We start from the raw sequence: 23332 nt of genomic DNA on the forward strand, positions 1-23332 counted from the left end.
GGCCAGGATGGGCCTGATCGACCAGAACCTGGCTGCACACGGTGTCGCCGGCGACACCGATCCGGCTGAGCACCACGTTGTCGAACGAATGTCGAGCCACCTCCCGAGGCTCGACCCGCTCGTGCAACGGATGCGGACGGGCGGGATCGAGTTGCAGCGGTGCCCGGCCCTTCTGCCGGAGGCGGTCCCACGCGTCGCCGGGCATCCACTGGATGGTCATGCTCATGGTGGCCGCGGCAGCTCCGTCCAGCGCCAGTGTCATTGCGAGCGTGATTCCGACGATGTCGGCGCCCCGTCGCTTCTCCGCGGTGATCGTGGCGTCCAGAACCCCCGCGGCGGGTGCGGGGCCCACTCTCACGGCGTCGAGGTCGACGACCTCGAGCGCTCCGGCATTGAACACGAACTTGGCGTCGAGCGGAGCGTCGACGTGCCGATGCGAGATGAGGATGGATGCCTGCCGGAACGTTTCGAGTAGCAGCAGCGGATCATACTGTCGTACAACGACATTGTGATCGCTGTAGTAGCTGTGGACTCTGGGGAGCTGCACACCGAGACGAAACTGTGGGTAGCTCTCGCAGATGATGTCGGTGAGGAAGACCTCGCAGATCGCGGCGCGGTGCACGTGTGCGCGGGGGATGGACGACGAATAGGACAGGGTCGGTTCCAGGACGGCGGTCATGTCGATTCCTTTCGTTGACAGCGGAATTCGCACGGGTCGACGCCGCCGAGCGACGACGGCGGTGATCGGTGGAATGCGGGACCCGTGCAGAACGGTGGTTCGCGCTGGAGCGGAAGAACGCGGGCGGGCCCGCAGCGCAGAGGGCGAGGAGCTCGGGGTCTCGTCGCGGACCGGGAATCCGGTGGATGCGCACGATCAGTGAATACCGGGCGATCCGGAGCGTCAACAGATGCAATCCGGTGTTCACCGATCCCTTGACGGTGTTCGGCACGCGAACACACCGGTCGAAAGTCGTTGACCTGCGGTATCGGTGACTCCGCGTACGGGTCACTTCCGCCGTCACGTGGCAGGAGTCACAGCCTCGATTTCGGATCGGGACAAAAATGTTACCGCCAGGTATGGCGTGTGGTAACCGGCGAGCGTACAAGCGCGATGCTATGTTCCCCTCGCCGGTAATGGCCGGAGTTGACGGAGGGGTCGGGGATGTCGAAGAGGTGGGTCGCGTCGGTCGCGGCAGTGGCGATCGGCTCGGGCATGATCGCCTATTCGAACCAGAACACCGCCGTCGCGGAACCCGAGCCGGTGTCCAACGGCCTACCCGGCAGCGGTCCCTGCGCGAGCGAGGTGTCGAACGAGACACATTCGCTGATACCGGAGAAGCTCGAGATTCCGATCCCGTACCCCAAGATCACGACGGTGCCGTATCCCGCCCCCGTCACCGAGCCCGTCCGCGTGTCGCAGGCGTTGCCCGCCGACACGTGCACCGATCCGTGCCCCGACCTCACCGACGAGACCGACCACGCCCCGGGAAACCTGTCGAGCGTGCTGAACATCCCCGACGTCAGCGTGAAATTCACACCCTTCCACTTCGGCATTCCCGTCCCGGGCGCCGACATCCAGTTGCCCCCACCGCCGCCCCTCGTGCACCCCGCGACCGAGGAGGCGCCGCGCAGCGCGGCCCCGGCCACCCCGAAGATCGGCGACGTGACCCGCGTGGCCAAGGTGACCGGGTCCGGTTCCGTCAGCCGCACCGACAAGCGTTACCAGGTCAACGGCACCGACCTCGGCATCATGTGGGAGAGCGCCCCCGACCAGATCGCCGTCGCGTTCGGCGACACGGTCGGCAAGGGATTCCAGCCGCCCGGTGGTCAGGGCGACGACTGGCGCAGCAACGTCCTCGGTTTCAGCTCCGACCGCAACCTGTCCGACGGTATGAGCCTCGACAGCATGGTCCAGGACAGCCGATGCCACGCGGCGGAACTGCTCGACAGCCGCAAACTCGACAACATCGAGATCACCACCATCCCGACCTCGGGTTTCGCCGTCGGTAACCGGCAGTACATGAGCTACATGTCGATCCGCACCTGGAACAGCATCCCCGCCACGTGGTGGACGAACTACGGCGGCATCGCCTACTCGGACGACGGTGGATCGACGTGGACCAAGGACCCGTACGCGAAGTGGGACAACATCTTCGGTGTCACCAAGTTCCAGGTCGCGTCGATGGTCCCGGCCGGCGACTTCGTGTACATGTTCGGCACCCCCAACACGAGGCTCGGCGCCATCGGCCTGGCCCGCGTCCCGGCCGCCGATGTGCTGAACACGTCCGCGTACCAGTACTGGCAGAACGGCAACTGGACGCCCGTCGGTGGTTACACGGAGGCGACGCCGATCGTGGACGCCCCCGCCGCCGAATTGTCCGTGCGCTACGAGGAGGCCACCGGCAAATGGCAGATGGCGTACCTCGACACGTCCAAGGCGGCCATCGTTCTCCGTGAGTCCGACTCGCCGCAGGGCGTCTGGTCCGACGGGGCGCCGATGGTCAGCGCCGTCGAGTACCCGGAACTGTACGGCGGCTTCATCCACCCGTGGTCGAGCGGCGACGATCTGTACTTCACCATGTCGACCTGGTCCGACTACAACGTCTTCCTCATGAAGGCGGACATAGGCGGGTAGCGCCCGTGCGCCTTTTTGGTAGCTCCCGCAACCAGAAAGGCGCACAGGCCCGGAGGGCTTACAGCAGGCCGTGGCGGGGTGGGACGGTGCCCGACAGTGTCCACCGGCCGATGTGCTGGATCTTCCACCGCGTGGGGTCGTGCAGGGTGTGGGTGCGGGCGTCGCGCCAGTACCGCGACAGGTTGGACGTTTCCGATGCACTGCGGGTGCCGCCCAGTTCGAACAGCACGCTCGACGCCTCGAGTGACGCGCGGGCGGCGGCGACCTTGGCTGCGGCGGCGTCGATCGAGGCGACCGCGGCGCTCTGCTCGGTAAGGTCGCGTCGCGCTGCGTCGATGCTGCGTGCACCCTCCCGGAGGAGTGCCGTCGCGGACCGGACGGTGACCGCCGCCTCACCGGCCAACTGGATCAGCAGGGGATCGTCGACGGCGTCGGTGACGCCCGCCTCGAAATAGGGCCTTGCCTGACGCGCGGAGCGCACGCCCTCGTTCAGGGCTGCTGCGGCGATCCCGGCGTCGATGGCGGCATGAAGGATCTGGGCCTGCGACCCATACGTGGTGGGTGCGTCGAAGATGGGGGAGAACGGTACGACGTGGAATGCGGGCACCCGGACGGCGTCCAGGGTGACGGTTCCGCTCGCCGTGGTCTTCTGCCCCATGCCGTCCCAGTCGTCGACGATCGACAGTCCGGCGGCGGTGCGCGGCAGGTAGGCGACGGCCTTCGCGGGCGTCCCCGTCGGAGTCGTCGTCCCTGGAAGGGTGGCCCGTACCGCGATCCAGTCGGCGAACAGGGCGCCCGTGCTGTAGAACTTGCGACCGTCGACGACGAAGTCGCCGCCCTGCTCGGTGAGCGTCGTGGCGTCGATATCGATCGTCTTGGTTCCGCGCTCGCTCTGGGCGTTGGCGAACCGGCGCCCCGCGAGCACCTCGGAGTAGAAGAATTCCTGCTGCGCGGGCGTGCCCTGGTGGCGCAGCACCTCGAGGAACGTGTAGTGGCTGTGCGGGATCTGCGCGATGCTCGGATCGCCCTCGGCGAGAAGGCGGAAGACTTCGGCGAGGGTTTCGGTCCGCGCGTCGATGCCGCCGTGCTTGCGGGGAACACCGAGTGCGAGCAGTCCGGACGCGGCGAGAGCGCCTACCTGTTCGTAGGGGAGTTGCCGGCCGGCATCGCGGCCTGCCGCCTCCTCGGCGAACTGTGCGGCGAGCTCGGCAGCGACGGCGAGGGCTTCGGCCTCGTCACTGATGCGGTGGGCGCTCTGGACGGCGGTCATCCCTGACCTCCCTGTACTGCTGTCATGCCGTCGAACCTCACACGGACCCGCGAGCCGGGTGAAGGGTTGGACGCGCACTGATTGGAAGGGTGGGCGTGAGCCGAGCAGACGGGTTGCATGCTGGGTATGTCAACCGAACACATCGCTGAGCAGATCAAGTTCGCCTACTGGGTGCCCAACGTCAGTGGCGGGCTCGTCACGTCCGACATCGAACAGCGGACCAGCTGGGATTACGAGTACAACAAGAAGCTCGCCCAGACCGCCGAGAACAACGGTTTCGAGTACGCGCTCAGCCAGGTCCGGTACGAGGCCAGCTACGGGGCCGAGTTCCAGCACGAGTCGACCAGCTTCAGCCTCGCACTGCTGCTGGCCACCGAACGGTTGAAGGTGATCGCTGCCGTCCACCCGGGTCTGTGGCAGCCCGCGGTGCTGGCGAAGCTGGGGGCCACGGCCGACCACCTGTCGAACGGCCGGTTCGCCGTCAACGTCGTGAGCGGCTGGTTCAAGGACGAGTTCACCCACCTCGGGGAGCCGTGGCTCGAGCACGACGAGCGGTACCGGCGCAGCGCCGAGTTCCTGCAGGTGCTCCGCAAGATCTGGACCGAGGACGACGTCGACTTCCGTGGCGACTTCTACCGCATCCACGACTTCACCCTCAAGCCGAAGCCGCTGAACACGCCCGACCGTCCGAACCCCGAACTGTTCCAGGGCGGCAACTCCGCCGCCGCACGGCAGAACGCGGGCCGGTACTCCGACTGGTACTTCAGCAACGGCAAGGACTACGACGGCGTCACCGAACAGATCGTCGACGTGCGGAAGGTGGCGCGCGAGCACAACCGGGAAGTGAAGTTCGGGCTCAACGGATTCATCATCGCCCGCGACACCGAGAAGGAAGCACGCGACACCCTCCGCGAAATCATCGAGAAGGCGAACAAGCCCGCGGTCGAGGGATTCAGGTCCGCCGTCCAGCAGGCAGGCGCGTCCACCGCCGACAAGTCGGGAATGTGGGCCGACTCCACGTTCGAGGATCTCGTCCAGTACAACGACGGATTCCGCTCCCAGTTGATCGGGACGCCGGAGCAGATCGCCGAGCGCATCGTCGAATACCGCCGCCGCGGAGTCGACCTCATCCTGGGCGGATTCCTGCACTTCCAGGAGGAGATCGAATACTTCGGCGCCAACGTCCTGCCGCTGGTCCGCGAACTCGAGGCTTCCGAGAGGCTCGCGCCCGTGAGTGGTTAACGAGCCCAGGGACTCGTCAACCGCACACGGGTGGCGGAGCCGCCTACAGGTGCCGGGCCAGCGCGCGGCCCGCGGCCCGGCCGGAGAAGATGCAGCCGCCGAGGAAGGTGCCCTCGAGTGCGCTGTAACCGTGGACGCCGCCGCCGCCGAATCCGGCGACCTCACCGGCGGCGTAGAGACCCTCGAACGGTGTGCCGTCGGGCCTGATCACCTGCGAGTCCAGGTTGGTTTCGAGGCCGCCGAGGGTCTTGCGGGTCAGCAGGTGCAGCCGGACCGCGATCAGGGGACCGTTCTTGGGGTCGAGCAGTTCGTGGGGGCTCACGACGCGGGTGATCTTGTCGGCCAGCAGGTTCCGTGCATTGTGGATCGCCATGATCTGGAAATCCTTGGTGTAGCTGTTCTTCACCTCCCTGTCGCGGGCCACGATTTCACGTTCGAGGTCCTCGTACTTCAGCGGTGCCTCGGGGGTGAGGGCATTCATGCCGTCGACGAGGTCACGGAGATTGTCGCGGACGACGAAGTCCGCCCCGTGCTGTTTGAACGCCTCGACGGGACCGGGCGCGCCCTTCTTGAGGCGTTCGGCGAGCAGCTTGAAATCGCGGCCGGTGATGTCGGGGTTCTGCTCGGAGCCCGACAGCGCGAACTCCTTCTCGATGATCTTCTGGTCGAGGACGAACCACGTGTGGTGGTGGCCGCTGTTCATGATGTGGTCGAGGGTTCCCATGGTGTCGAAGCCGGGGAAGTTGGGGCTGGGCAGGCGTTTGCCGTTGCCGTCGAACCACATCGACGACGGTCCGGGGATGATGCGGATGCCGTGGTTCGGCCAGATCGGGTCCCAGTTCTGGATCCCCTCGGTGTAATGCCACATCCGGTCGCGGTTCACGATGTTGCCGCCCGCGTTCTCGGTGATCTCGAGCATGCGGCCGTCGACGTGCGCGGGGACGCCGGCGAGCATGTTCTCGGGAGCCTTGCCGAGGCGCGCGGGCCAATTCTTCTTGACCAGTTCGGGATTGCCGCCGATGCCGCCGGACGTGACGACCACGGCCTGCGCGGCGAATTCGAATTCTCCGACCAGGGTCCGCGAACTCTTCACACCGCGTGCTTCGGTGGACGGTTCGAGGACGGTGCCGCGCACGCCGGTGGCGGCGCCGTCGGTGACGACGATCTCGTCGACCTGGTGACGATGCTTGAACGTGACGAGGCCCCGCTTCGACGCGGCCATCACTCGGGTGAGGAAAACTTCGACGACCCCCGGTCCGGTGCCCCAGGTGATGTGGAAGCGTGGAACGGAATTACCCTGTCCGAGAGCGGATCCGCGTCCGCGTTCGGCCCACCCGACGTTCGGCATCAACCGCAGCCCGAGGTCGTGGAGGTACTGCCGCTTCTCGCCTGCGGCGAATTCGACATACGCCTGGGCCCACAGCCGCGGCCACTGGTCTTCGCGGGCTCGATCGAAGGCCGCGGTGCCCATCCAGTCCTGGATCGCCAGTTCGTACGAGTCCTTGATGCCGAGGCGCCGCTGTTCGGGGCTGTCGACGAGGAACAGGCCGCCGAGCGACCAGAAGGCCTGCCCGCCGAGATTCGCGGAACTCTCCTGGTCGACGACGAGGACCTTCCGGCCCGCCTTGACCATCTCGTAGGTGGCGACGAGTCCGGCCAGTCCGGCGCCGACGACGATCGCATCAGCCTGTTCGGTCACGAGGACCCCTCTTTCCGGTGGGTGTGGGTGTGGGTGGTGTCGGGTTCGGTGTACGCGGCCACGACGTGGGTGAACAATTCGAGACGTAGTTCCCGGGCGGACGCGTCGTCGTCCTCGATGAGGCACTGGACGCTCGTGCCGTCGTGCAGGGCCACGAGCGCGCGGCCGAGCACCCGCGGATCGCCGACGACGCGGCGCCCGAGCCGGTGCAGCGCCTTCTCGAGGATCGGCACGATGGTCGCCAGAATCGTGTCCTCACGTGCTGCGAGGGCCTTCTTCAGCGACGGGTTGCGCAGGGCGTGGGCGGTGAATTCCGCGTTGATCCGGTACCACTGGTCGTCGACGGGGACGACGCCGAGCACCAGTTCGGTGCCGGCGCGCAGTTTTTCGGCAGGCGTGAGCCCCGCGAGGTCGATGCTGGACGAGTCGGCGGCCAGCCGGATCTGTGCGAGCATCGCGCTGGAGCGCTGTTCCCACATGGCGAAGAACATCTCGTCCAGTGATGCAAAGTTGGAGTAGAAGGCGCCGCGGGTGTAGCCACCGCGTTCGCAGATCTGCTCGACCGTCGACCGTCCGAAGCCGTTTTCGGCGAACACCTCGACCGCGGCGTCGAGCAGACGCCGGCGTGTTTGGCCTCGCCGTTTCGTCACCCGGCGGGGTGTGTCGGTGGCAGGCTCGGTGGAGCGCGCCGGCGACGTCGGCATGGGCCCTCCTCCGATCGGGTCGACAGCAGCCGTCGATACACTAGCGTATCGGATACACCAGTGTATCGAACTCGGCTGTCAGAGCCCGTTCGGAGAATTCTGCGGTCTCAGAGGTAGAGGTCCTGCTTTCGGATCAGGGCCGTCGCCACGACGCTGACGACCGAGGTGGCGACGAGGTATCCGCAGGCCAGCCAGGGAGTTCCGCCGGCGACGGCGATCAGGGCGGTGAGGATCATCGGCGTGATGCCCGATGCGTAGATTCCGGAGAACTGGTACACGACGGACAGGCCGGTGTAGCGGATCTCGGTGGGATACAGGCTCGCGTACAGCGTGCCCTGCGCACCGTAGAAGAGGGCGTGGACGACGCCGAACACGAGCACCATCGCGACACCGAACAGGATGAGATTCTCCGTGCCGAACAAGGCGAACGCGGGGAAGACCGCGAGCCCGTAGGCCCCGATCCCGACGAGGTAGATCCTCTTGGCGCCGTAACGGTCGACCAGCAGACCGGAGAACGGCAGGAGCACGGCCATGACCGTCGCGGCGACGGTGACGACCAGGAGGACGGGGATCTTCGCGAACTCCAGATTCTTGGTGGCGTACGTGATCGCGAAGACGCCCCAGGTGTTGAACGCGGCGCCCTCACCCCAGCGCGAGAGCAGGCCGAGGAGGGTGCCCCGGCGGACCCGGCCGCGGAACACGTCCTTCAGCGGAGCGGAGGAGCGCTTCGCGAGGTCGTGCACTTCCTGGAACGCCGGGGTCTCCTCGACCTTCAGCCGGACCACGAATCCGACGAATACGAGAATCAGGCTGAGCAGGAAGGCGATCCGCCACCCGTAGGAGAGGAACTGGGCGTCGTCGAAGATCACCTGCAACGCGGCGAAGACGCCGGTGCCCAGGGCCAGGCCCAGCGCCAGGCCGATCTGGGGAATGCTGCCGAAGATGCCGCGCTTCTTCGCGGGACTGTGTTCGACGGCGAGGAGCACGGCGCCCGCCCATTCACCGCCCAGTGCGAACCCCTGCAGGATGCGCAGCAGGAGCAGCAGGATCGGCGCGATCACCCCGACCTGCGCGGCCGTGGGCAGCACACCCATCAGAGCGGTGGCGATGCCCATGATGAACATGGTGAGCGCGAGTGTCTTCTTGCGTCCGATGCGGTCGCCGATGTGGCCGAAGACGACTCCGCCGATCGGCCGGACCACGAAACCGACCGCGAACGTGGCGAACGCCAGCATGGTGCCGACGAACGAACTCTGATCGGGGAAGAACAGCTGGTTGAACACCAGGCTGGCGGCCGTCGCGTAGAGGAAGAAGTCGTACCACTCGACTGTCGTCCCCAGGAGGCTGGCGGCGACGACGGTGCGGAGCCGCTTGCGCCGCTCGAGGTCGGACTCGGTCGAAGGTGTGTACGGGGCGTCGGACAGCGTAGTCATAGCGCGGCGACCGTAACCCTGCCCGCTGCGGTCGGGCACGATTCCGAATCACGGTGATCGAAACCCTCGCGCCCCGGCTTCGTCGTTGATGAACTGGCCTGCGCTGCCCATCTGTCGTCGACAAGAGGATCGCGCGTGTCTCTGCATTTCCACTGGTTCCTTCCCACCTACGGTGATTCCCGCAACCTGATGGCGGGTGGTCACGGGAGTTCCATGGCAGGAGACCGTCCCGCCACGCTGCGGTACCTCAATCAGATCGGCGCGGCGGCGGAGTCGAACGGCTTCGAATCGGTCCTGACGCCCACCGGCGCGTGGTGCGAAGACGCCTGGCTCACCACGGCCATGATGCTGGAGACCACGGAGACGTTGAAGTTCCTGGTCGCACTGCGGCCGGGCCTGCTCAGCCCCACGCTGGCCGCACAGATGGCGGCGACGTTCCAGTGGCAGTCGCAGGGGCGGCTCTTGCTCAACGTCGTCACCGGCGGCGAGGACCACGAGCAGCGCACCTACGGCGACTACCTCGACAAGAACCAGCGCTATGCCCGCTGCGGCGAGTTCCTCGACGTCATCCGTCAGCTGTGGGCGGGAACCGGACCGGTCGACTACGCCGGCGAATACATCCGGGTCGAGAACGCCCAGTTGCAGCGCATCCCCGACCCGGTGCCGCCGATCTTCTTCGGCGGTTCGTCGCCGGCCGCGGGCACCGTCGCCTCCCAGTTCGCCGACACCTACCTCACCTGGGGTGAACCGCCGAGCGCCGTCGCCGGGAAGATCGCCTGGATCCGCGACCTCGCCGACGTCCAGGGCCGCACGCTCGATTACGGCATCCGGCTGCACGTGATCAGCCGCGACACGTCCGAGGAGGCGTGGGCCGAGGCCGACCGCCTGCTCTCCGCTCTCGACCCGGCGACGGTCGAGCAGGCACAGCACAGCCTCGCCCGGTCGGGTTCCGAAGGTCAGCGCCGCATGCGGGAACTGCACGGCGGGGGCAGCGCCTACTCCGAGGACGCCGGAGCGCGCGCCCTCGAGGTGGCCCCCAACCTGTGGTCCGGTGTCGGGCTGGTCCGCGGCGGCGCAGGGACCGCGCTGGTCGGCTCCCACGAGGAGGTCGCCGACCGCATCGCCGAGTACGCGGCGCTCGGACTCGATCACTTCGTCCTCTCCGGCTACCCGCACCTCGAAGAGGCCTTCAACTTCGGCGAAGGGGTCCGGCCGATCCTCGAACGCCGCGGGCTCGTGCAATCGCGCAGTCACCGCCCCGGCGACCTGTCCGGGTCGACGGCGTTCCTGTCCTCGAGTCGGTAGCCACTGCCAGACTGGGGGCATGGCAGCGGTCGGGCGAGCGCGAACCTGACGGTCACCGAGATCTGCCGCCTCGTCGGTACACCAGCCTCGGGTCGTTCAGTGTCCAAATTCCGCCAGCTGGTCGGCGCGTCGCCGTCGGTGTATCAGGCGAAGTTCGCCGAGCACGGGGCGCCGCGCATCCCGGGTGCCACGTGTTCATGCACGGCTGAGCGACCGCCGGTGACCGCCGCAATTTCGGAGAAGAGCCGCCCCCTCGACGCCGACATGGCAGACGCGGTCCGCCGGTCGCTCGAGAGCGGGACGATGGGCAGATTCGGGTTGACCACCACCGACTGTCACGAGACGTACCGGGATTTGGTCGCCAGGGTCGTCGAGTTCACGCAGCCGCCGGCCGAACGGCCTTACGGCATCGAGGCGGTGATTCGTGAATCTTTCGGCGCAAACCCGGTCCTTCAGGTCCGGGATAGCCGATCTGGTTTTGTCGGACTGTGTGGCTAGTGTCTGGGTTATGGCGGGGAGGGTGGTGAAGCGGGCGTTCAAGTACCGTTTCTATCCGACTGTGGTGCAGGCGGATCAGCTTGCTCGGACGTTCGGGTGCACTCGGTATGTCTACAATCGGGCGTTGGCGGAGCGCTCGCGTGCCTGGTCGCAGGAGCGGCGGCGGGTGACCTACGCGGACACCTCGAAGATGCTCACCGGGTGGAAGCGTGATGCGGGGACGGAGTGGTTGKCGGAGCCGTCGAAGGGGCCGTTGCAGGAGKCGCTGCGGCAGTTGCAGGGKGCGTTCGACARGTTYTGGCGCAAGCAGTCCCGCTACCCGCAGTTCAAGAAGAAGGGCCGCTCGCGGGATTCGGCGACCTACTACTCGAACTGCTTCACCTACCGSGGCGGGCAGATCCGGTTGGCCAAGCAGTCCGAACCCCTGGATATYCGGTGGTCGAGGCCGYTRCCGGAGGGGGCCGTGCCGTCGCAGGTGACGGTGTCGCGCAATGCACGCGGTCAATACCACGTCTCGATCCTCGYCGAGGACACGATCACCGAGGCCCGTCGACGGATCGGGTGGTCGGGCTCGACGCTGGGATCACGAGCCTCTACACGCTCTCGACGGGGGAGAAGGTCACCAACCCGCGTCATGAGCGCAGGGACCGTGCGCGGCTGGCGCAGGCGCAGCGGGTGCTGGCCAAGAAGCAGAAGGGATCCCGTAACCGGGCCAAGGCCCGACTGAAAGTCGCGAAGATCCATGGCCGGATCGCCGATCGGCGTCGCGATYATCTGCACAAACTCTCTACTCGACTGGTGCGCGAAAACCAAGTGATCGCCATCGAGGATCTGAGTGTGCGGAACATGGTCAAGAATCGGTCGTTGTCTCGGGTGATCTCCGATGCGAGTTGGTCCGAGTTCCGGTCCATGCTCGAATACAAGGCCGACTGGTACGGGCGGCGGGTGGTGGCGATCGACCGGTTCTATCCCTCGTCGAAGACCTGCTCGGTGTGCGGGGCAATCGCCTCGACGATGCCGCTGACGGTCCGGGAGTGGACGTGCCGATGCGGCGCCGTCCACGACCGGGATGTGAACGCGGCGAAGAACATTTTGGCCGTCGGACTGACGGTGACAGCCTGCGGAGATGGTGTGAGACCTCCTCACACATAAAGTGTGGGGAGGCAACTGTCGGTGAAACAGGAACCTCGGGACGCGAGTCCCGAGGGGATTCTCGGTCGTTCACGGCCGAGAGGACGTCAAGCGGGACAATTCCGGCTTCTGGTGGAGAAGCGGGAGTACACGGGGGAAGATTTCGCTCACTGACGGCGAGCCGTCGATTGCATACTGACCAAGTGTCAGCGCGCCCGGTGGCGTCGAACGGCGTCCCGGTTCGCGCACTTCGGTGAGCAGTACCGCTGACGGYCGTTGCGGGACGTGTCGGCGTAGATGGCGGTGCACTCCTCGAGTGCGCAGCGGCCGAGCCGGTGCATGCCGCGGCCGACGAGGTGCAGTGCGGTGCCGACGGAGAAGAGCGCCTCGAGCACGCCAGCCAGCGACTGCTGGTCGTCACGGTAGTGGAGGTGCCAGCCGTCGCCGGCGTGGTTGGTCAGTCGCGGGTAGGCGGATGCCTTCGTGAGCATGAGGTTGACCTGTTCGGCCCGGGCTTCGTCGCTGGTGGTGTCCGCGATCGACGCCCACCGGTCGAGCATCGCGAGCACGTCGGCGAGGTCGTCGTCGGTGACGGGGAAGTCGACGACGATGCCGGCGTCGACGCATCGGTCGACGAGGTCGCCGGTCGAGTCGGGTGGGTGATTCGCGAGGTCGGCGGCGAGTGTGACCGCGTATTCGCCGTAAGGGTTGAGATGCACAATGCCATTACATCATGCTGGGTGCATGAGCGAACATCACGAACACGACTGGCAGGAAGTATCTCGGCATCGGACGAGCACGGGAGTCGTCACGTACCTCGGCTGCGCGTGCGGGCGGTGGCAGTTATCGCTGGTCGAGGCTTCGATAGAGGAATCTAGCCATATCTACGTCTGATCGCAGATCTGAATAGATTTGCCTACGAACCGCCGTGTGCCGGGTCGAGGGTCTGGCGTTTTCGGCACGAGGCGCACATAATCACCACGTGAGCCAAGTTACTGTTACTCCGAGTTCACCCATTCTTGCCCAATCGGGCGGAGAGGGTGGCGGTGCGGCGTTCGATCAGATCATCGGAATCTCGGTGGCGACGGCGATCATCACCGTCGGTCTGCTGTGGATCGCATACCTGCACCGCACACGCAAGATCACGTGGCTGCAGACGACCGCTGACACGGCGGCACGCGCGCTCGACCGGCCCCCGTGGGTCGCGCTGCCCCTGGTGACGTTCGTCGGGACCATCCTGACGGCGTTCTTCGGTTTCATCTGGGACGTCAGCCTGCACATCGGGCGAGGCCGCGACGACGGGCCGCTCGCGAACCCCGCGCACTATTTCATCCTCGTCGGACTCTTCCTGCTGTTCATCACCGGGATGCTGGCGATGATCCTGCCGCGCGACGAGAAACCCGGTCCGGCGGCGATCAAGATCACCCGCACCTGGTACGTCCCGGTCGGCGGCGTCCTGGTGGCCGGGGCGGGGCTGTACGCCCTCATCGGGTTTCCCCTCGACGACGTCTGGCACCGGATCTTCGGTCAGGACGTCACGCTGTGGGGGCCGACGCACCTGATGCTGATCGGCGGTGCGGGGCTGTCGCTGATCGGCGTCCTGCTCCTGGACTACGAGGGCCGGATGGCGACCCCCGGTGACACGAAGCAGGACAGCAGGCTGATCTGGTTCCTGCGGTGCGGCACGTTCGGTGGCCTGCTCATCGGCCTGTCCGTCTTCCAGATCGAATACGACTTCGGCGTCGAACAGTTCCGCCTCGTCCTGCAACCGATGATGATCGCGGGCGCGGCCGCGTTCACCCTGGTGGCGGCACGCATTGTTCTCGGACCCTTCGCGGCGATCGTGGCCGTGGCGGTGGCCGGCGTCGTGCGTGCGATCACGGCACTGATGGTGGGACCGGTTCTCGGCGCCCCCACGAACGTGTTCGAACTGTGCCTCGGCGCTGCGGTGCTGATCGAACTGCTCGCCCTGACACCGCTGATCAAGAATCGGGTGGCCTTCGGTGCCGTCGGCGGACTTCTCGTCGCGACGGTCGGGCTGTGGCTCGAGTCGCTGTGGATCGACGCCGTGTACATCTACCCCTGGCCCACCAGCATGTGGCCGGAGGCGCTGGCCATGGCCGTGCCCGTGGGCATCGCGGCCGGGGCCTGCGGCGCCCTGCTCGGGCGGGTGCTCCGATCCGAGGGACTTCCGCGTCCCGCGATCAGCCGCACCATCGTCGTCGCCACGGTCGTGGTGATCGCCGGGGCCACGGCCAACGGACTCGTCGCGACCGTCCCGGACAACGCCACGGCGACAATCGCTCTCACGGAGGCCGCGCCGGACGGCGGCCGGATGGTCGACGCGGAGGTGCGTATCGACCCACCCGATCTCGCCAGTGACAATCCCGCCTGGGTGTCCATTCTGTCCTGGCAGGGCGGCACCGGACTGGGCAACGGATTCACGGTCGACCGACTCGAACGCACCGGGCCCGGCACCTACCGGACTCACGAACCGGTGCCGGTCCACGGAACGTGGAAGACGTTGCTGCGCGTGCAGGACGGGCGCACGATGACGGCCGTCCCGATCTACCTGCCCAGCGATCCGGGCATCGGAGCCGAGGAACTCCCCGCCGTCGCGTCCTCGACCCGTGACTTCGTCCCGGAAATCACCATCCTGCAGCGGGAGCGGAACTTCGATCACCCGTCCTGGCTGTTCGGTGCCGCGTCGCTGGTCGTGCTCGTGTGCACTCTTGCGCTGATCACCGCGCTGGCCTGGGGAGCGGGCCGGATCAGCAAGTACACGCAGGGGCAGGCGGCCACCGGCACCCGCGAGGACGTGACGGTGACATGAATCCGGTGAACGGCCCGGACGTCGTCTACCTCGCCGATCACTCGGTGCTGCTGGCCATTCCCGCGTTCGTCCCTGCGTTCCTGGTGGCCGGCCTGGTCATCTACCTGGCGGTCCGGGACCGCAAGGCGGAAGCGGCCGAGAACGCCGAGAACGCGAAACACGGCCCGACTGAGAAAGACGAGGAGAATTAGGTGATCAGGCGGTTGGCCGGAGTTGTCGTGGTACCTGCTGTCGTCGCCGCCCTGGTGTCGGGCTGTGGAGGCGACGGCGACACGCCGGCAACGGAGGACGGTGTCGTGATCGACGTCGTGATCGACGGCGGTTCGGTGACACCGAGCAACGAGCGCATCGAGGCCGCGGTGGGGGAGACCGTCACCGTGCGGATCGAGAGCGACGCCGACGACGAACTGCACGTGCACGCCGTGCCGGAGCATTCGTTCGAGATTCACCCCGGAACCCAGGAAACCCAGTTCTCCGTGGACGTTCCGGGCCAGGTGGCGGTGGAATTGCACGACACGGGTAAAACGGTGGCCACCCTGCTCGTGCGTCCATGACCGTTGTTCTCGCGCACGGCCTCGGCGGATCCACCGACCTTCCGATCCCGTTCACGTATGCGCTGATCGGGGCGAGCTGGGCGCTCACCGTCTCCTTCGTGGTCCTGGCGTTCGCGTGGCGCACCCCGAAACTGGACCCGGACAGTCCCGGGCACCGATTGCCCGGCTGGGTGACGCGGTTCGCCGACGCGCCGATCACGCGGAACGTGCTGGCGGCGTTCGGTCTGGTGTTCGCGGTGTGGGTGGCGCTCGCGGCGTTCTTCGGACCCTCGGAGTCCTCGGAGAATGCCCTGCCGGGCGTGTTCTACGTGCTGCTCTGGGTGGGACTGGTCGCGGTGTCGCTGGCGTTCGGACCGGTGTGGCGAGTACTCTCCCCGGTCCGCACGCTTCACCGATCGGTGTGCGCGGTGATCGGGCGCTCCCCGACGGAAGGCACTGCGCGGTACCGCAACTCGTGGGGGTACTGGCCCGCGGTCGCGGGACTGTTCGCCTTCGTCTGGCTCGAGCTCGCCTCCGGCGACCCGGGTTCCGTTGCCGCCGTGCGTACCTGGCTGCTGGTCTACGTCGTAGTCACGACGGCCGGGGCCTTCACCTGCGGCGAGCGCTGGTGTGAGCGGGGCGATCCGTTCGAGGTGTACAGCACGCTGGCCTCGCGGTTGTCTCCGCTGAGCAGGGATCGGCACGACGGCCGGATCGTGCTGCGCAATCCGCTGGACCACCTGGGATCGATGCCCGTCCGCGCCGGCTCGGTCGCGCTGATGGCAACGCTGCTGGGGTCCACGGCCTTCGACAGTTTCTCGGCGTTCCCGTGGTGGGCGCGGCTGGTGGACGGAATCGGTTCCCCGATCGGCGCGACTCTCGCGCGCACCGCCGGGCTCCTGGTGTTCATCGGCTTCGTCGGGGTGTCGTTCTGGGTGGCCTCGCGGGCCGCGGGGGGACTACGGCCCGAGCAGCGCGCCGCCCTCCCGGGGCTGCTGTCGCATTCGCTGATCCCGATCATCATCGGCTACGTCTTCGCCCACTACCTGACGTATCTCGTGGAGAAGGGGCAGGCGACGGTGATCCTGCTGGCCGACCCGATGGGTCGGGGATGGAACCCGCTGGGACTCGGCGACGCGGAGGTCTGGTACGTGCTGTCCGAGCACCCGGCCGCGACGGCGTCGATCAAGGTGCTGTGCGTCCTCGCCGGGCACGTCCTCGGAGTGATTGCGGCACACGACAAATCCGTGCGGCTCCTGCCCCGGGGTCATCAGCTGACCGGGCAACTGGCACTGCTGTTCACGATGGTGACGTACACCTTCGGTGGGCTGTACCTGCTGTTCGGCGGTTGACGACCCCGGCCGGGGGTCAGCGTGCGAGGACGACCGCAGCCTCCGCGGTGAGCGAGGCGAACGTGAACGTCTCTTCGAGGTAGAGCGTGACGTCGGTGGCGGTGTGGCTGTCGTAGCCGATCGACAGGTCCGTGCCGAGGGTCAGCTGGTTGTCGCCACCGCGGGTGGACAGCACGTACCCACCGCTGATGGCGGGTGCCCAGATGATGTCGCCGGTGACCAGGTCGCGCAGGTGGTGGAACACGGGATGTCCCTCGTCGCGGGTCTCACTGACCGCGGTGTACGCGTCGGCGTCGAGCACCACCGAATACGGTCCCTCGACACCGGCGAGTCGCAGCGCCGACAGTGCGGACGCGACGGCGTCGGGGATGAGCAGCGGATCCTCCGGCAGACTGAGAACCGGGTTGTCGCTGGACGGTCCGAGTCCGCGGATGCCCGCCTCGTCGAATCCCTGGAAGATCGACTGGTCTTCCGCGAACGCGACGGCCTTCGCGGCGTCCTTGACGGGCTGCCAGTCGGAGTCGAGGGAACCCCGGGCGACGTCGTCGACCTCGGCCCGGCTGAGGGTGAACGGGAACCGGAGTTCGACGAGCGGGTCCACCTGCCGCTGCTGTGCGCGGATCCTGCTGTCCGACGTCTTGATCGGGGTGACCCGGCCGAGGTTGTGGGCCGAGTAGGAGTATCCGAACGGTCCCGCGACGTCGACGACGCGTCGACCGGCGACGTGGCGCTTGAACGTGCGGGCGGCCTCTTCGCCGATCTGCTGCCAGGCAACCTCGGTGACGGGTGCCAGGTTGCGGTGCAGATTGCTCGAATCACTCATTGCGATACTCCTTTGAGACCACCGATTTTCAGGGACAGGTCGTACGGGCCGGCCGCGGCGGGCCCGACCGGGTCTTCGGGTGCCGACTCCGCGTCGGCCGGCTCGTCGCCGAGCGATTCGAGCACATCCCGGCTCGGCACGAAGAACAACGTGCCGGTGGCCGCCGTGGAGAAGTCGAGGATGCGGTCGTAGTTGCCGGGCGGTTCGCCGAGAAACATGCGTCGCAACATCAGCTCGGTGACGGCGGGATCCTTGGCGTACCCGATGAAGTAGGTGCCGTATTCAGCCTCGCCGAGGCTGCCGAAAGCCATGTTGTCGCGGAGGATGTCGTGCTCGACGCCGTCGTCGTCGACGATGGTGTTGAGGGTGACGTGCGAATTGGCGGGCTGGACGTCGTCGTCGAGTTCGACGTTCTCGAGCTTGGTGCGCCCGATGACCCGTTCCTGTTCCTCGGTGCTCAGCGTGCTCCACGCGCTCATGTCGTGCAGGTACTTCTGCACGATCACGTAACTGCCGCCCCGGAAGTCGGGATCTTCGTCGCCGATCAGTGCGGCGTCCGCGGCGTCGTCGTCGGTGGGATTCTCGGTGCCGTCGACGAATCCGAGGAGGTCGCGGGAGTCGAAGTAGCGAAAGCCGTGCACCTCGTCGACCACGGTGGCGGCGGAGCCCAGCGCGGAGACGATCTGGCGGCCCAGTTCGAAGCACAGGTCCTTGCGGGCGGCCTTGATGTGGAACAGGACGTCACCCGGCGTGGAGGGCGCGCTGTGGACCGGCCCGGACAGCGGGACGAACGGATGCAGGTGCGCCGGCTTGGACGACGAGCTCACGCGGTCCCAGAACTGCGCACCGATACCGACCACGCAGGACAGCGAGCCGGCGAGTTCGCGGAATCCCACCGCCTTGAGCGGTCCGTCGATCCCGGAGATCACATCGCACACCGTCGTGCGGTCGTCGTCGGAGTCCCCGGCGACGAGCACCAGGAACAGGGAGGCAGGGCTGGGCGGAGTGAGGACTGCTTGGGGTGCCAATCTCGCGACTGGGCCTGGCATCTTTGTCTCCGTTCGCTTCGACGTACAACGCTGCACTGTCCGGAACCTCAGGTCCCATCTAACCGTTTCGAACCGCCAGGTTCCATTCAATCGGTCCGCCGCGCCGCCGAGGGACCCCGGAATCTGTCGGTGGTGGCTCCTATCGTCGAGGTCATGCCATTGTCTGTGTCCGAGCGCGAACAGTTCCTGTCCGAGCCGCACATCGCGGCGCTGTCGGTTTCCGCCGGTGAGAACCGCGGACCTCTGACGGTCCCGATCTGGTATCAGTACGCCCCGGGGGGTGATCTGTGGGTACTGACCGGCGCCGGTTCGGAGAAGGCGCGCCTCATCGAGGCGGCCGGGCGATTCACCATGATGGTCGAGCGAGTCGACCCCACCGTCCGGTACGTCTCCGTCGAGGGCGCGGTGACGCGCACCGTCCCGGGAACCGACGACATGCTGCGGGAGGTCACCGAGCGCTACCTCGCGCCGGAGAAGGTCGACGCCTACCTCGATTTCGCCCGGGCCGAACTCGGCGAACAGGTCGCCATCCATCTCCGCCCCGAGCACTGGCGATCGGCAGACATGGGTCCCGCCTGACCGTGGATCACATCGTGTACGGAGCCGTCGCGTTCTGTAGCTCCTCGAGAAAGTCGGAGGGCACCGTCGCCCAGTCCGGCCGCCACTCTCCGGCCAGCTGATCGGCCCGCAGATCTGCGACCAGCGCGACGACGAAGGGTCCGCCGTCGGGAAGCACGCGGTGGAGTCCACGTGCCGCGCAGATCGAGGCGATGGAGGCGAGGGCCTGCTTCGCCTCCTCGTCGCGGCCCGCGGCGGCGAGGCACGCCACCCGGAGGCGCTCGGCCAGCAGGTAGGCGCGGTTGCGGCCGGTGCCGGCCAGCCGATCGGTCCACTCCTGAGCCCAGGTGCACGCCAGCTCGATGTTCTCGCGCGCCCCGGTGGCGAGCAACATCCGGATCGCGGTGGTCTCCTCGACCTGCGCGACGATCTCGTCGATGCCCGACACCGGGCGCCGCCGGTCGTCGTGCCGGATTGGGTCCGGCGCCCCCAGTGAGGGATGCGGGGTGATGCCGAGCCGCCGGCGTTCGTTCTCGATGCGGGCCCGCAGGCGGGCGAGGGAGTAGGTCTGGGCCACCTCGAGTCCGGCGTGCAGGCGTGTCGTCGCCTCCTCACGGTCACCCCGGAGCGCCTTGACGTGAGCGCCGGTGACGAAGCGGGCGACCTTGAAGTCCACCCCACCGGTCTCGACGGCGAGGGTGTAACCGTCGTCGAGGAGACGTTCGGCTTCTTCGACGTCCCCGCGTTCGTAGAGCACCTCACCGAGCAGCGACCCCGCGAGCCGGGCGGACGGCGCTCGCGGCCCGCCCAGTTTCCGTCCGGCTCGGCGGGCCCGCCGGAAACGGTCGACGGCGTCGTCGACGTCGAGCTGCTCGTAGGATGCGACACCCAGATAGCTCTGACCGTGAACAACGTTGTGCGGTCCGGTGTTCCGCTCGTAGTAGGGCCGGGCCACCTCCTGGATCCTGCGCACCTCCGCGAAGTCGAAGCGGTACACGGCGGCGAACGTCGTGACGTTGAAAGCGGCGCACACCACCCACGGGGACATGGCCTCCGGCCGCGCCAGGCAGTCGGCGGCGAGTTCGTCGATCCGGTCGCTGCGGTCGTTGCGCAGTTCGGCCACCGCACGGACGACGCCCGCCTCCGCCCGCAGATCCGCCGTGTCGCTCGCGCTCGCGCCGCTGTGTTCGAGTGCCCATTCGGCTCGCTCGAGCGCGCGTTCGGCGGCCATGGTCCGGTTCGCCATCGCGTGCGCCCACGCCGTCGTGACCTGCAGCCGGGCGCTCGCGGCGACGAGAGCCGGTGGCAGCTTGTCGACCACCGCCGACAACGTCGCCGCCTGCGACTGCTCGAGCAGTATCAGTCCGTCGGCCTCGACGAGTTCCACGGCGCGTTGCTCTTCGCCGCCGGCGATGGCGTGGTCGACGGCCTCGCGGAGCAGGCTGTGGTCGCAGAACCAGCGGGACGCGATGCGGTGCAGTTCCCGGACGCGGTCGGGTTGGTCGCGTTCGAGCCGGCGGCGCAGGAACTCCGCGAACAGGGTGTGGTACCGGAACCACGTCCGCTCGTCGTCGATGTGGCGCAGGAACAGGTCCCGGTCCTCGGCGGCCTCGAGCATCGCCTGCCCACGCGCGGTGTGCGCGAGGGCGCCGGCGAGGCTGCCGCACGTGCGCTCGGTGATCGAGGTGGCCAGCAGGAAGTCGAGCATCTCGGGTTCGAGGGTGTCGAGGACGTTCTCGGCGAGAAATTCGCCGATCGCGTGGTGACGGCCGGACAGTCCGGCGATCAGCTCGGAGGGGTCCGCTCGCCCGCGCAGTGACAGCGACGCCAGTTGGAGAGCCGCCACCCACCCGTCGGTGGAGTCGCGGAGCTCGGTGACGTCCTCGCTGTCGAGGGGCAGGCCACCGAGGTCGACGAGGAACGACCGGGCTTCGGAATCGTCGAAACGCAGTTCGGAGTAGTCGATTTCGACGAGTTCGTCCTTGACACGCATCCGGCTCATCGGCAGCCCGGCCCTGGTCCGGCTCGTCACCACGACCTGCAGGTGGTGGCAGYCGTTGTCGAGGAGGAACTCCAGGGCGGCGATCGTCGCGGGCTCGGACACGCGCTGCCAGTCGTCGATGATCAGGGCGATCCGTTCGCCGCTCTCGTGGATCTGGTTGACGAGCGAGGTGAGCACGTAGCGTTCGGCCTCGTCGTCGTGCTCCTCGAGGACCTGGCCGAGTTCCTTGGCCAGGTTGGGACGCACGCGGCGGATCGCCTCGATGAGGTGCGCGACGAACCAGACCACGTTGTCGTCGTCGTTGTCGACGGTGAGCCACGCGACGGCCACCCCCTCGTCGGCGAGGACGTTCCTCCACTGGGCGGCCAGAGTGCTCTTGCCGAATCCGGTGGGGCCGTGGATCACGGTCAGCAGGCGCCGGCGTCCGGCCCGCAGCAGGTCGATCAGCCGGTTCCGCTCGACGAGCTGACGGGTCGCGGCGGGCGGCCGGAACCGGGTGGCCGGCGCGGGCGGTGGCGTCGACGCGTAGCGCGCCCGTCCCGTCGTGGACGTCCGGAACGGACCGGAGATGGTCGAGACCGCCCCGGGCGAGGAATCCTCGACGTGGTGCACCCCGGCGTCGACGGGCATCGCCATCTCGTCCACGGCCAATCCATGGTGGCGTTCGACCTCCCGCAGTTCGTCCCCGAACGCGGCGGCGGACGCGGGGCGATCCTCCGGTTTACCGGACATCGCCCGCTGGATCACGGCGCTGAGGTCCTCGGGGAAACCCTCGGTCCGCAGGTCCGGGACGGGTTGGGTGGTGATGCGCAGGAACTGCGCGATCACCTCCTCGCCGTTGTGCCGTTCGAAGGCCGCGTGCCCGGTGATCGCGCTGAACAGGGTCGCGCCGAGGCTGTACACGTCGGAGGCGGCGGTCGGGGTCCGCCCCGACAGCACCTCGGGTGCGGTAAATGCGGGGGAGCCGGTGACGGTGCCCGCAGTCGTCTCGAACGCCCCCGACATCCGCGCGATCCCGAAATCGGTGAGCTGCGGTTCGCCGTACTCCGTCAGCAGGATGTTTCCCGGTTTGACGTCCCGGTGCAGGATGCCCACCCGGTGCGCGGTTTCGAGCGCACCGGCAAGTTTCACCCCGACCCGCAGGGCGTCGCTCCAGGGGATGGGCCCGCGCCTGCGGATCTGCGCGTCCAGCGAATCGTGGGGATGGAACTGCATCACGATGTACGGCCGGCCGGTGTCGGTCGTCCCGACCTGCATGATGTTGACGATGTGCGGGTGGCCGCTCAGCCGGCCCATGGCGCGCTGCTCCCGCAGGAACCGTTCGAGATTCTCGGCATCGAGCGCCGCGGTGAGGACCTTGACCGCCACGGTTCGATCGAGTTCCGGTTGGGCACACCGATAGACCACCCCGAACCCACCGTGCCCGATCTCCCTGGCATCCTCGAGACCGACCGCGGACAGCTCGGTTGCGAGGGTTTTCGACACCGACTCACGCTGGGTGGCGAGCGGGTCAAAATCGGTCATTCCACCACCTCTTCGCTCGTCATCGAGCATATCGCGGTACGCGTGACCCCGAGGCCGGACAATCGAGCGATGCCACACGTGCGGAAAATCGTGGATCTGTCACACACGATCGGGCCGGGGATGCAGGTGTATCCCGGCGACCCGGTGCCGACGCTGATCCGGCACTGCACCCTCGAACGCGACGGCTACAACGTGCTGGACGTCAGGATCGGCTCGCAGTCCGGGACGCATGTCGACGCCCCGGCGCATCTGAAGGCGGGGGCCGCGACCGTCGACCGGCTGGCGCCGGAGCTGTTCGTCGGCCGCGGCGTCGTGTTCGACCTGCGCGAGCTCGTTGCGCGGCAGCGGATTACCCGCGAACTGATCATGTCCCGGGCGGAGGACATTGGGCCGGGCGACATCGCCGTGTTCCATACCGGGTGGTCTCGCCACTACGGAACGGATGCCTACTACACGCATCCATTCCTCGACCCCGAGGCGTGCGCACTGCTGCTCGACCGGGGAGTGCGGACGTTCTGCCTCGACGCCCCGAGCATCGACGAGACTCCGGACGAGGACCACGCCGACGCCGGATACCCGGTTCACCATCTGATCGCCGACGCCGGCGGAGTGATCGGCGAGAATCTGTGCCGGCTCGACCGGCTCGACTTCCCCGACCCGCTCCTCAGCCTCCTGCCGATCGCCCTGGAGGCCGGGGACGGAGCGCCCACCCGGGCAGTGGCGATGGAGCTTGCGGAGTAG

The 23332-nt window shown here is 67.5% G+C and carries 19 protein-coding genes and 1 pseudogene; 11 read left to right on the forward strand and 9 right to left on the reverse strand.

The window, feature by feature from the left end; all coding sequences use genetic code 11:
* The coding region (locus AC1D1G_RS21435; protein ID WP_477953589.1) for an AfsA-related hotdog domain-containing protein at positions 1-679 on the reverse strand (679 nt) is incomplete at its 3' end.
* A 483-nt stretch (positions 680-1162) separates the two neighbouring features.
* Here AC1D1G_RS21435 and AC1D1G_RS21440 point away from each other — a divergent pair.
* Positions 1163-2635: a DUF4185 domain-containing protein gene (locus AC1D1G_RS21440; RefSeq protein WP_477953591.1), complete on the forward strand. Its 1473-nt coding sequence runs from the start codon at positions 1163-1165 to the stop codon at positions 2633-2635.
* Positions 2636-2693: 58 nt separating this feature from the next.
* Here the strand turns inward: AC1D1G_RS21440 and AC1D1G_RS21445 are convergent, their stop codons facing one another.
* Complete coding sequence (locus tag AC1D1G_RS21445; protein WP_477953593.1) at positions 2694-3905, reverse strand: SfnB family sulfur acquisition oxidoreductase; 1212 nt, start codon at positions 3903-3905, stop codon at positions 2694-2696.
* A 126-nt stretch (positions 3906-4031) separates the two neighbouring features.
* Here AC1D1G_RS21445 and sfnG point away from each other — a divergent pair, with 126 nt between their 5' ends.
* Positions 4032-5147 carry a dimethylsulfone monooxygenase SfnG gene (gene sfnG / locus AC1D1G_RS21450; protein ID WP_105415672.1) on the forward strand — a complete coding sequence of 372 codons (1116 nt, stop codon included), beginning with the start codon at positions 4032-4034 and terminating at the stop codon, positions 5145-5147.
* Positions 5148-5190: 43 nt separating this feature from the next.
* Here the strand turns inward: sfnG and AC1D1G_RS21455 are convergent, their stop codons facing one another.
* The 3 genes from AC1D1G_RS21455 to AC1D1G_RS21465 all read right to left on the reverse strand — a co-directional run bounded on the left by AC1D1G_RS21455 (position 5191) and on the right by AC1D1G_RS21465 (position 8983).
* On the reverse strand, positions 5191-6846 hold the full coding sequence (locus tag AC1D1G_RS21455) for an FAD-binding dehydrogenase (RefSeq protein ID WP_477953594.1): 1656 nt from the start codon (positions 6844-6846) through the stop codon (positions 5191-5193).
* The gene (locus tag AC1D1G_RS21460) at positions 6843-7550 is read right to left on the reverse strand and encodes a TetR/AcrR family transcriptional regulator (protein ID WP_283333798.1); all 708 of its coding nucleotides are present in this window, start codon (positions 7548-7550) and stop codon (positions 6843-6845) included. The genes AC1D1G_RS21455 and AC1D1G_RS21460 overlap by 4 nt, the downstream gene beginning before the upstream one ends.
* Positions 7551-7657: 107 nt before the next feature.
* Positions 7658-8983, reverse strand: a complete 1326-nt coding sequence (locus tag AC1D1G_RS21465; RefSeq protein WP_283333799.1) for an MFS transporter — start codon at positions 8981-8983, stop codon at positions 7658-7660.
* A gap of 135 nt (positions 8984-9118) precedes the next feature.
* Between AC1D1G_RS21465 and AC1D1G_RS21470 the strand changes: the two genes are divergently transcribed.
* The 3 genes and pseudogenes from AC1D1G_RS21470 (at position 9119) to AC1D1G_RS21480 (ending at position 11938) form a co-directional block, all read left to right on the forward strand.
* The gene (locus AC1D1G_RS21470) at positions 9119-10288 is read left to right on the forward strand and encodes an LLM class flavin-dependent oxidoreductase (RefSeq protein WP_477953595.1); all 1170 of its coding nucleotides are present in this window, start codon (positions 9119-9121) and stop codon (positions 10286-10288) included.
* Positions 10289-10387: 99 nt separating this feature from the next.
* Entirely contained in the window at positions 10388-10786 is a 399-nt protein-coding gene (locus AC1D1G_RS21475) for a VOC family protein (RefSeq protein WP_280780491.1), read from the forward strand.
* 10 nt (positions 10787-10796) lie between these two features.
* Positions 10797-11938 (forward strand): annotated as a pseudogene (locus AC1D1G_RS21480) (RNA-guided endonuclease InsQ/TnpB family protein).
* A gap of 185 nt (positions 11939-12123) precedes the next feature.
* Here AC1D1G_RS21480 and AC1D1G_RS21485 read toward each other — a convergent pair.
* A complete protein-coding gene (locus tag AC1D1G_RS21485; RefSeq protein WP_477953597.1) occupies positions 12124-12636 on the reverse strand; it encodes a CGNR zinc finger domain-containing protein in 513 nt (170 codons plus the stop codon).
* 263 nt (positions 12637-12899) lie between these two features.
* Between AC1D1G_RS21485 and AC1D1G_RS21490 the strand changes: the two genes are divergently transcribed.
* From AC1D1G_RS21490 to AC1D1G_RS21505, 4 genes are read left to right on the forward strand one after another with little or no spacing between them, the layout of a single operon-like run.
* Positions 12900-14750: a hypothetical protein gene (locus tag AC1D1G_RS21490; protein ID WP_283333803.1), complete on the forward strand. Its 1851-nt coding sequence runs from the start codon at positions 12900-12902 to the stop codon at positions 14748-14750.
* A complete protein-coding gene (locus tag AC1D1G_RS21495) occupies positions 14747-14941 on the forward strand; it encodes a hypothetical protein (protein WP_283333804.1) in 195 nt (64 codons plus the stop codon). The genes AC1D1G_RS21490 and AC1D1G_RS21495 overlap by 4 nt, the downstream gene beginning before the upstream one ends.
* Positions 14942-15304 (forward strand): hypothetical protein, encoded by a 363-nt coding sequence (locus AC1D1G_RS21500; RefSeq protein WP_283333805.1) that lies wholly within the window; start codon positions 14942-14944, stop codon positions 15302-15304.
* Complete coding sequence (locus tag AC1D1G_RS21505) at positions 15301-16635, forward strand: hypothetical protein (protein ID WP_477953599.1); 1335 nt, start codon at positions 15301-15303, stop codon at positions 16633-16635. The genes AC1D1G_RS21500 and AC1D1G_RS21505 overlap by 4 nt, the downstream gene beginning before the upstream one ends.
* Before the next feature lie 16 nt (positions 16636-16651).
* Here the strand turns inward: AC1D1G_RS21505 and AC1D1G_RS21510 are convergent, their stop codons facing one another.
* Positions 16652-17458 carry a family 1 encapsulin nanocompartment shell protein gene (locus AC1D1G_RS21510; RefSeq protein WP_005251300.1) on the reverse strand — a complete coding sequence of 269 codons (807 nt, stop codon included), beginning with the start codon at positions 17456-17458 and terminating at the stop codon, positions 16652-16654.
* Positions 17455-18507 carry a Dyp-type peroxidase gene (locus AC1D1G_RS21515; RefSeq protein WP_283353721.1) on the reverse strand — a complete coding sequence of 351 codons (1053 nt, stop codon included), beginning with the start codon at positions 18505-18507 and terminating at the stop codon, positions 17455-17457. Before AC1D1G_RS21515 ends, AC1D1G_RS21510 begins: the two co-directional genes overlap by 4 nt.
* Positions 18508-18660: 153 nt before the next feature.
* On the opposite strand from AC1D1G_RS21515, the gene AC1D1G_RS21520 reads away from it, so the two are divergent.
* A complete protein-coding gene (locus tag AC1D1G_RS21520; RefSeq protein WP_005251302.1) occupies positions 18661-19086 on the forward strand; it encodes a pyridoxamine 5'-phosphate oxidase family protein in 426 nt (141 codons plus the stop codon).
* A 7-nt stretch (positions 19087-19093) separates the two neighbouring features.
* Here the strand turns inward: AC1D1G_RS21520 and AC1D1G_RS21525 are convergent, their stop codons facing one another.
* Complete coding sequence (locus AC1D1G_RS21525) at positions 19094-22591, reverse strand: protein kinase domain-containing protein (RefSeq protein ID WP_477953601.1); 3498 nt, start codon at positions 22589-22591, stop codon at positions 19094-19096.
* A gap of 69 nt (positions 22592-22660) precedes the next feature.
* Between AC1D1G_RS21525 and AC1D1G_RS21530 the strand changes: the two genes are divergently transcribed.
* Complete coding sequence (locus tag AC1D1G_RS21530; protein ID WP_477953602.1) at positions 22661-23332, forward strand: cyclase family protein; 672 nt, start codon at positions 22661-22663, stop codon at positions 23330-23332.

The organism is Rhodococcus sp. P3_B8, assembly GCF_056402775.1.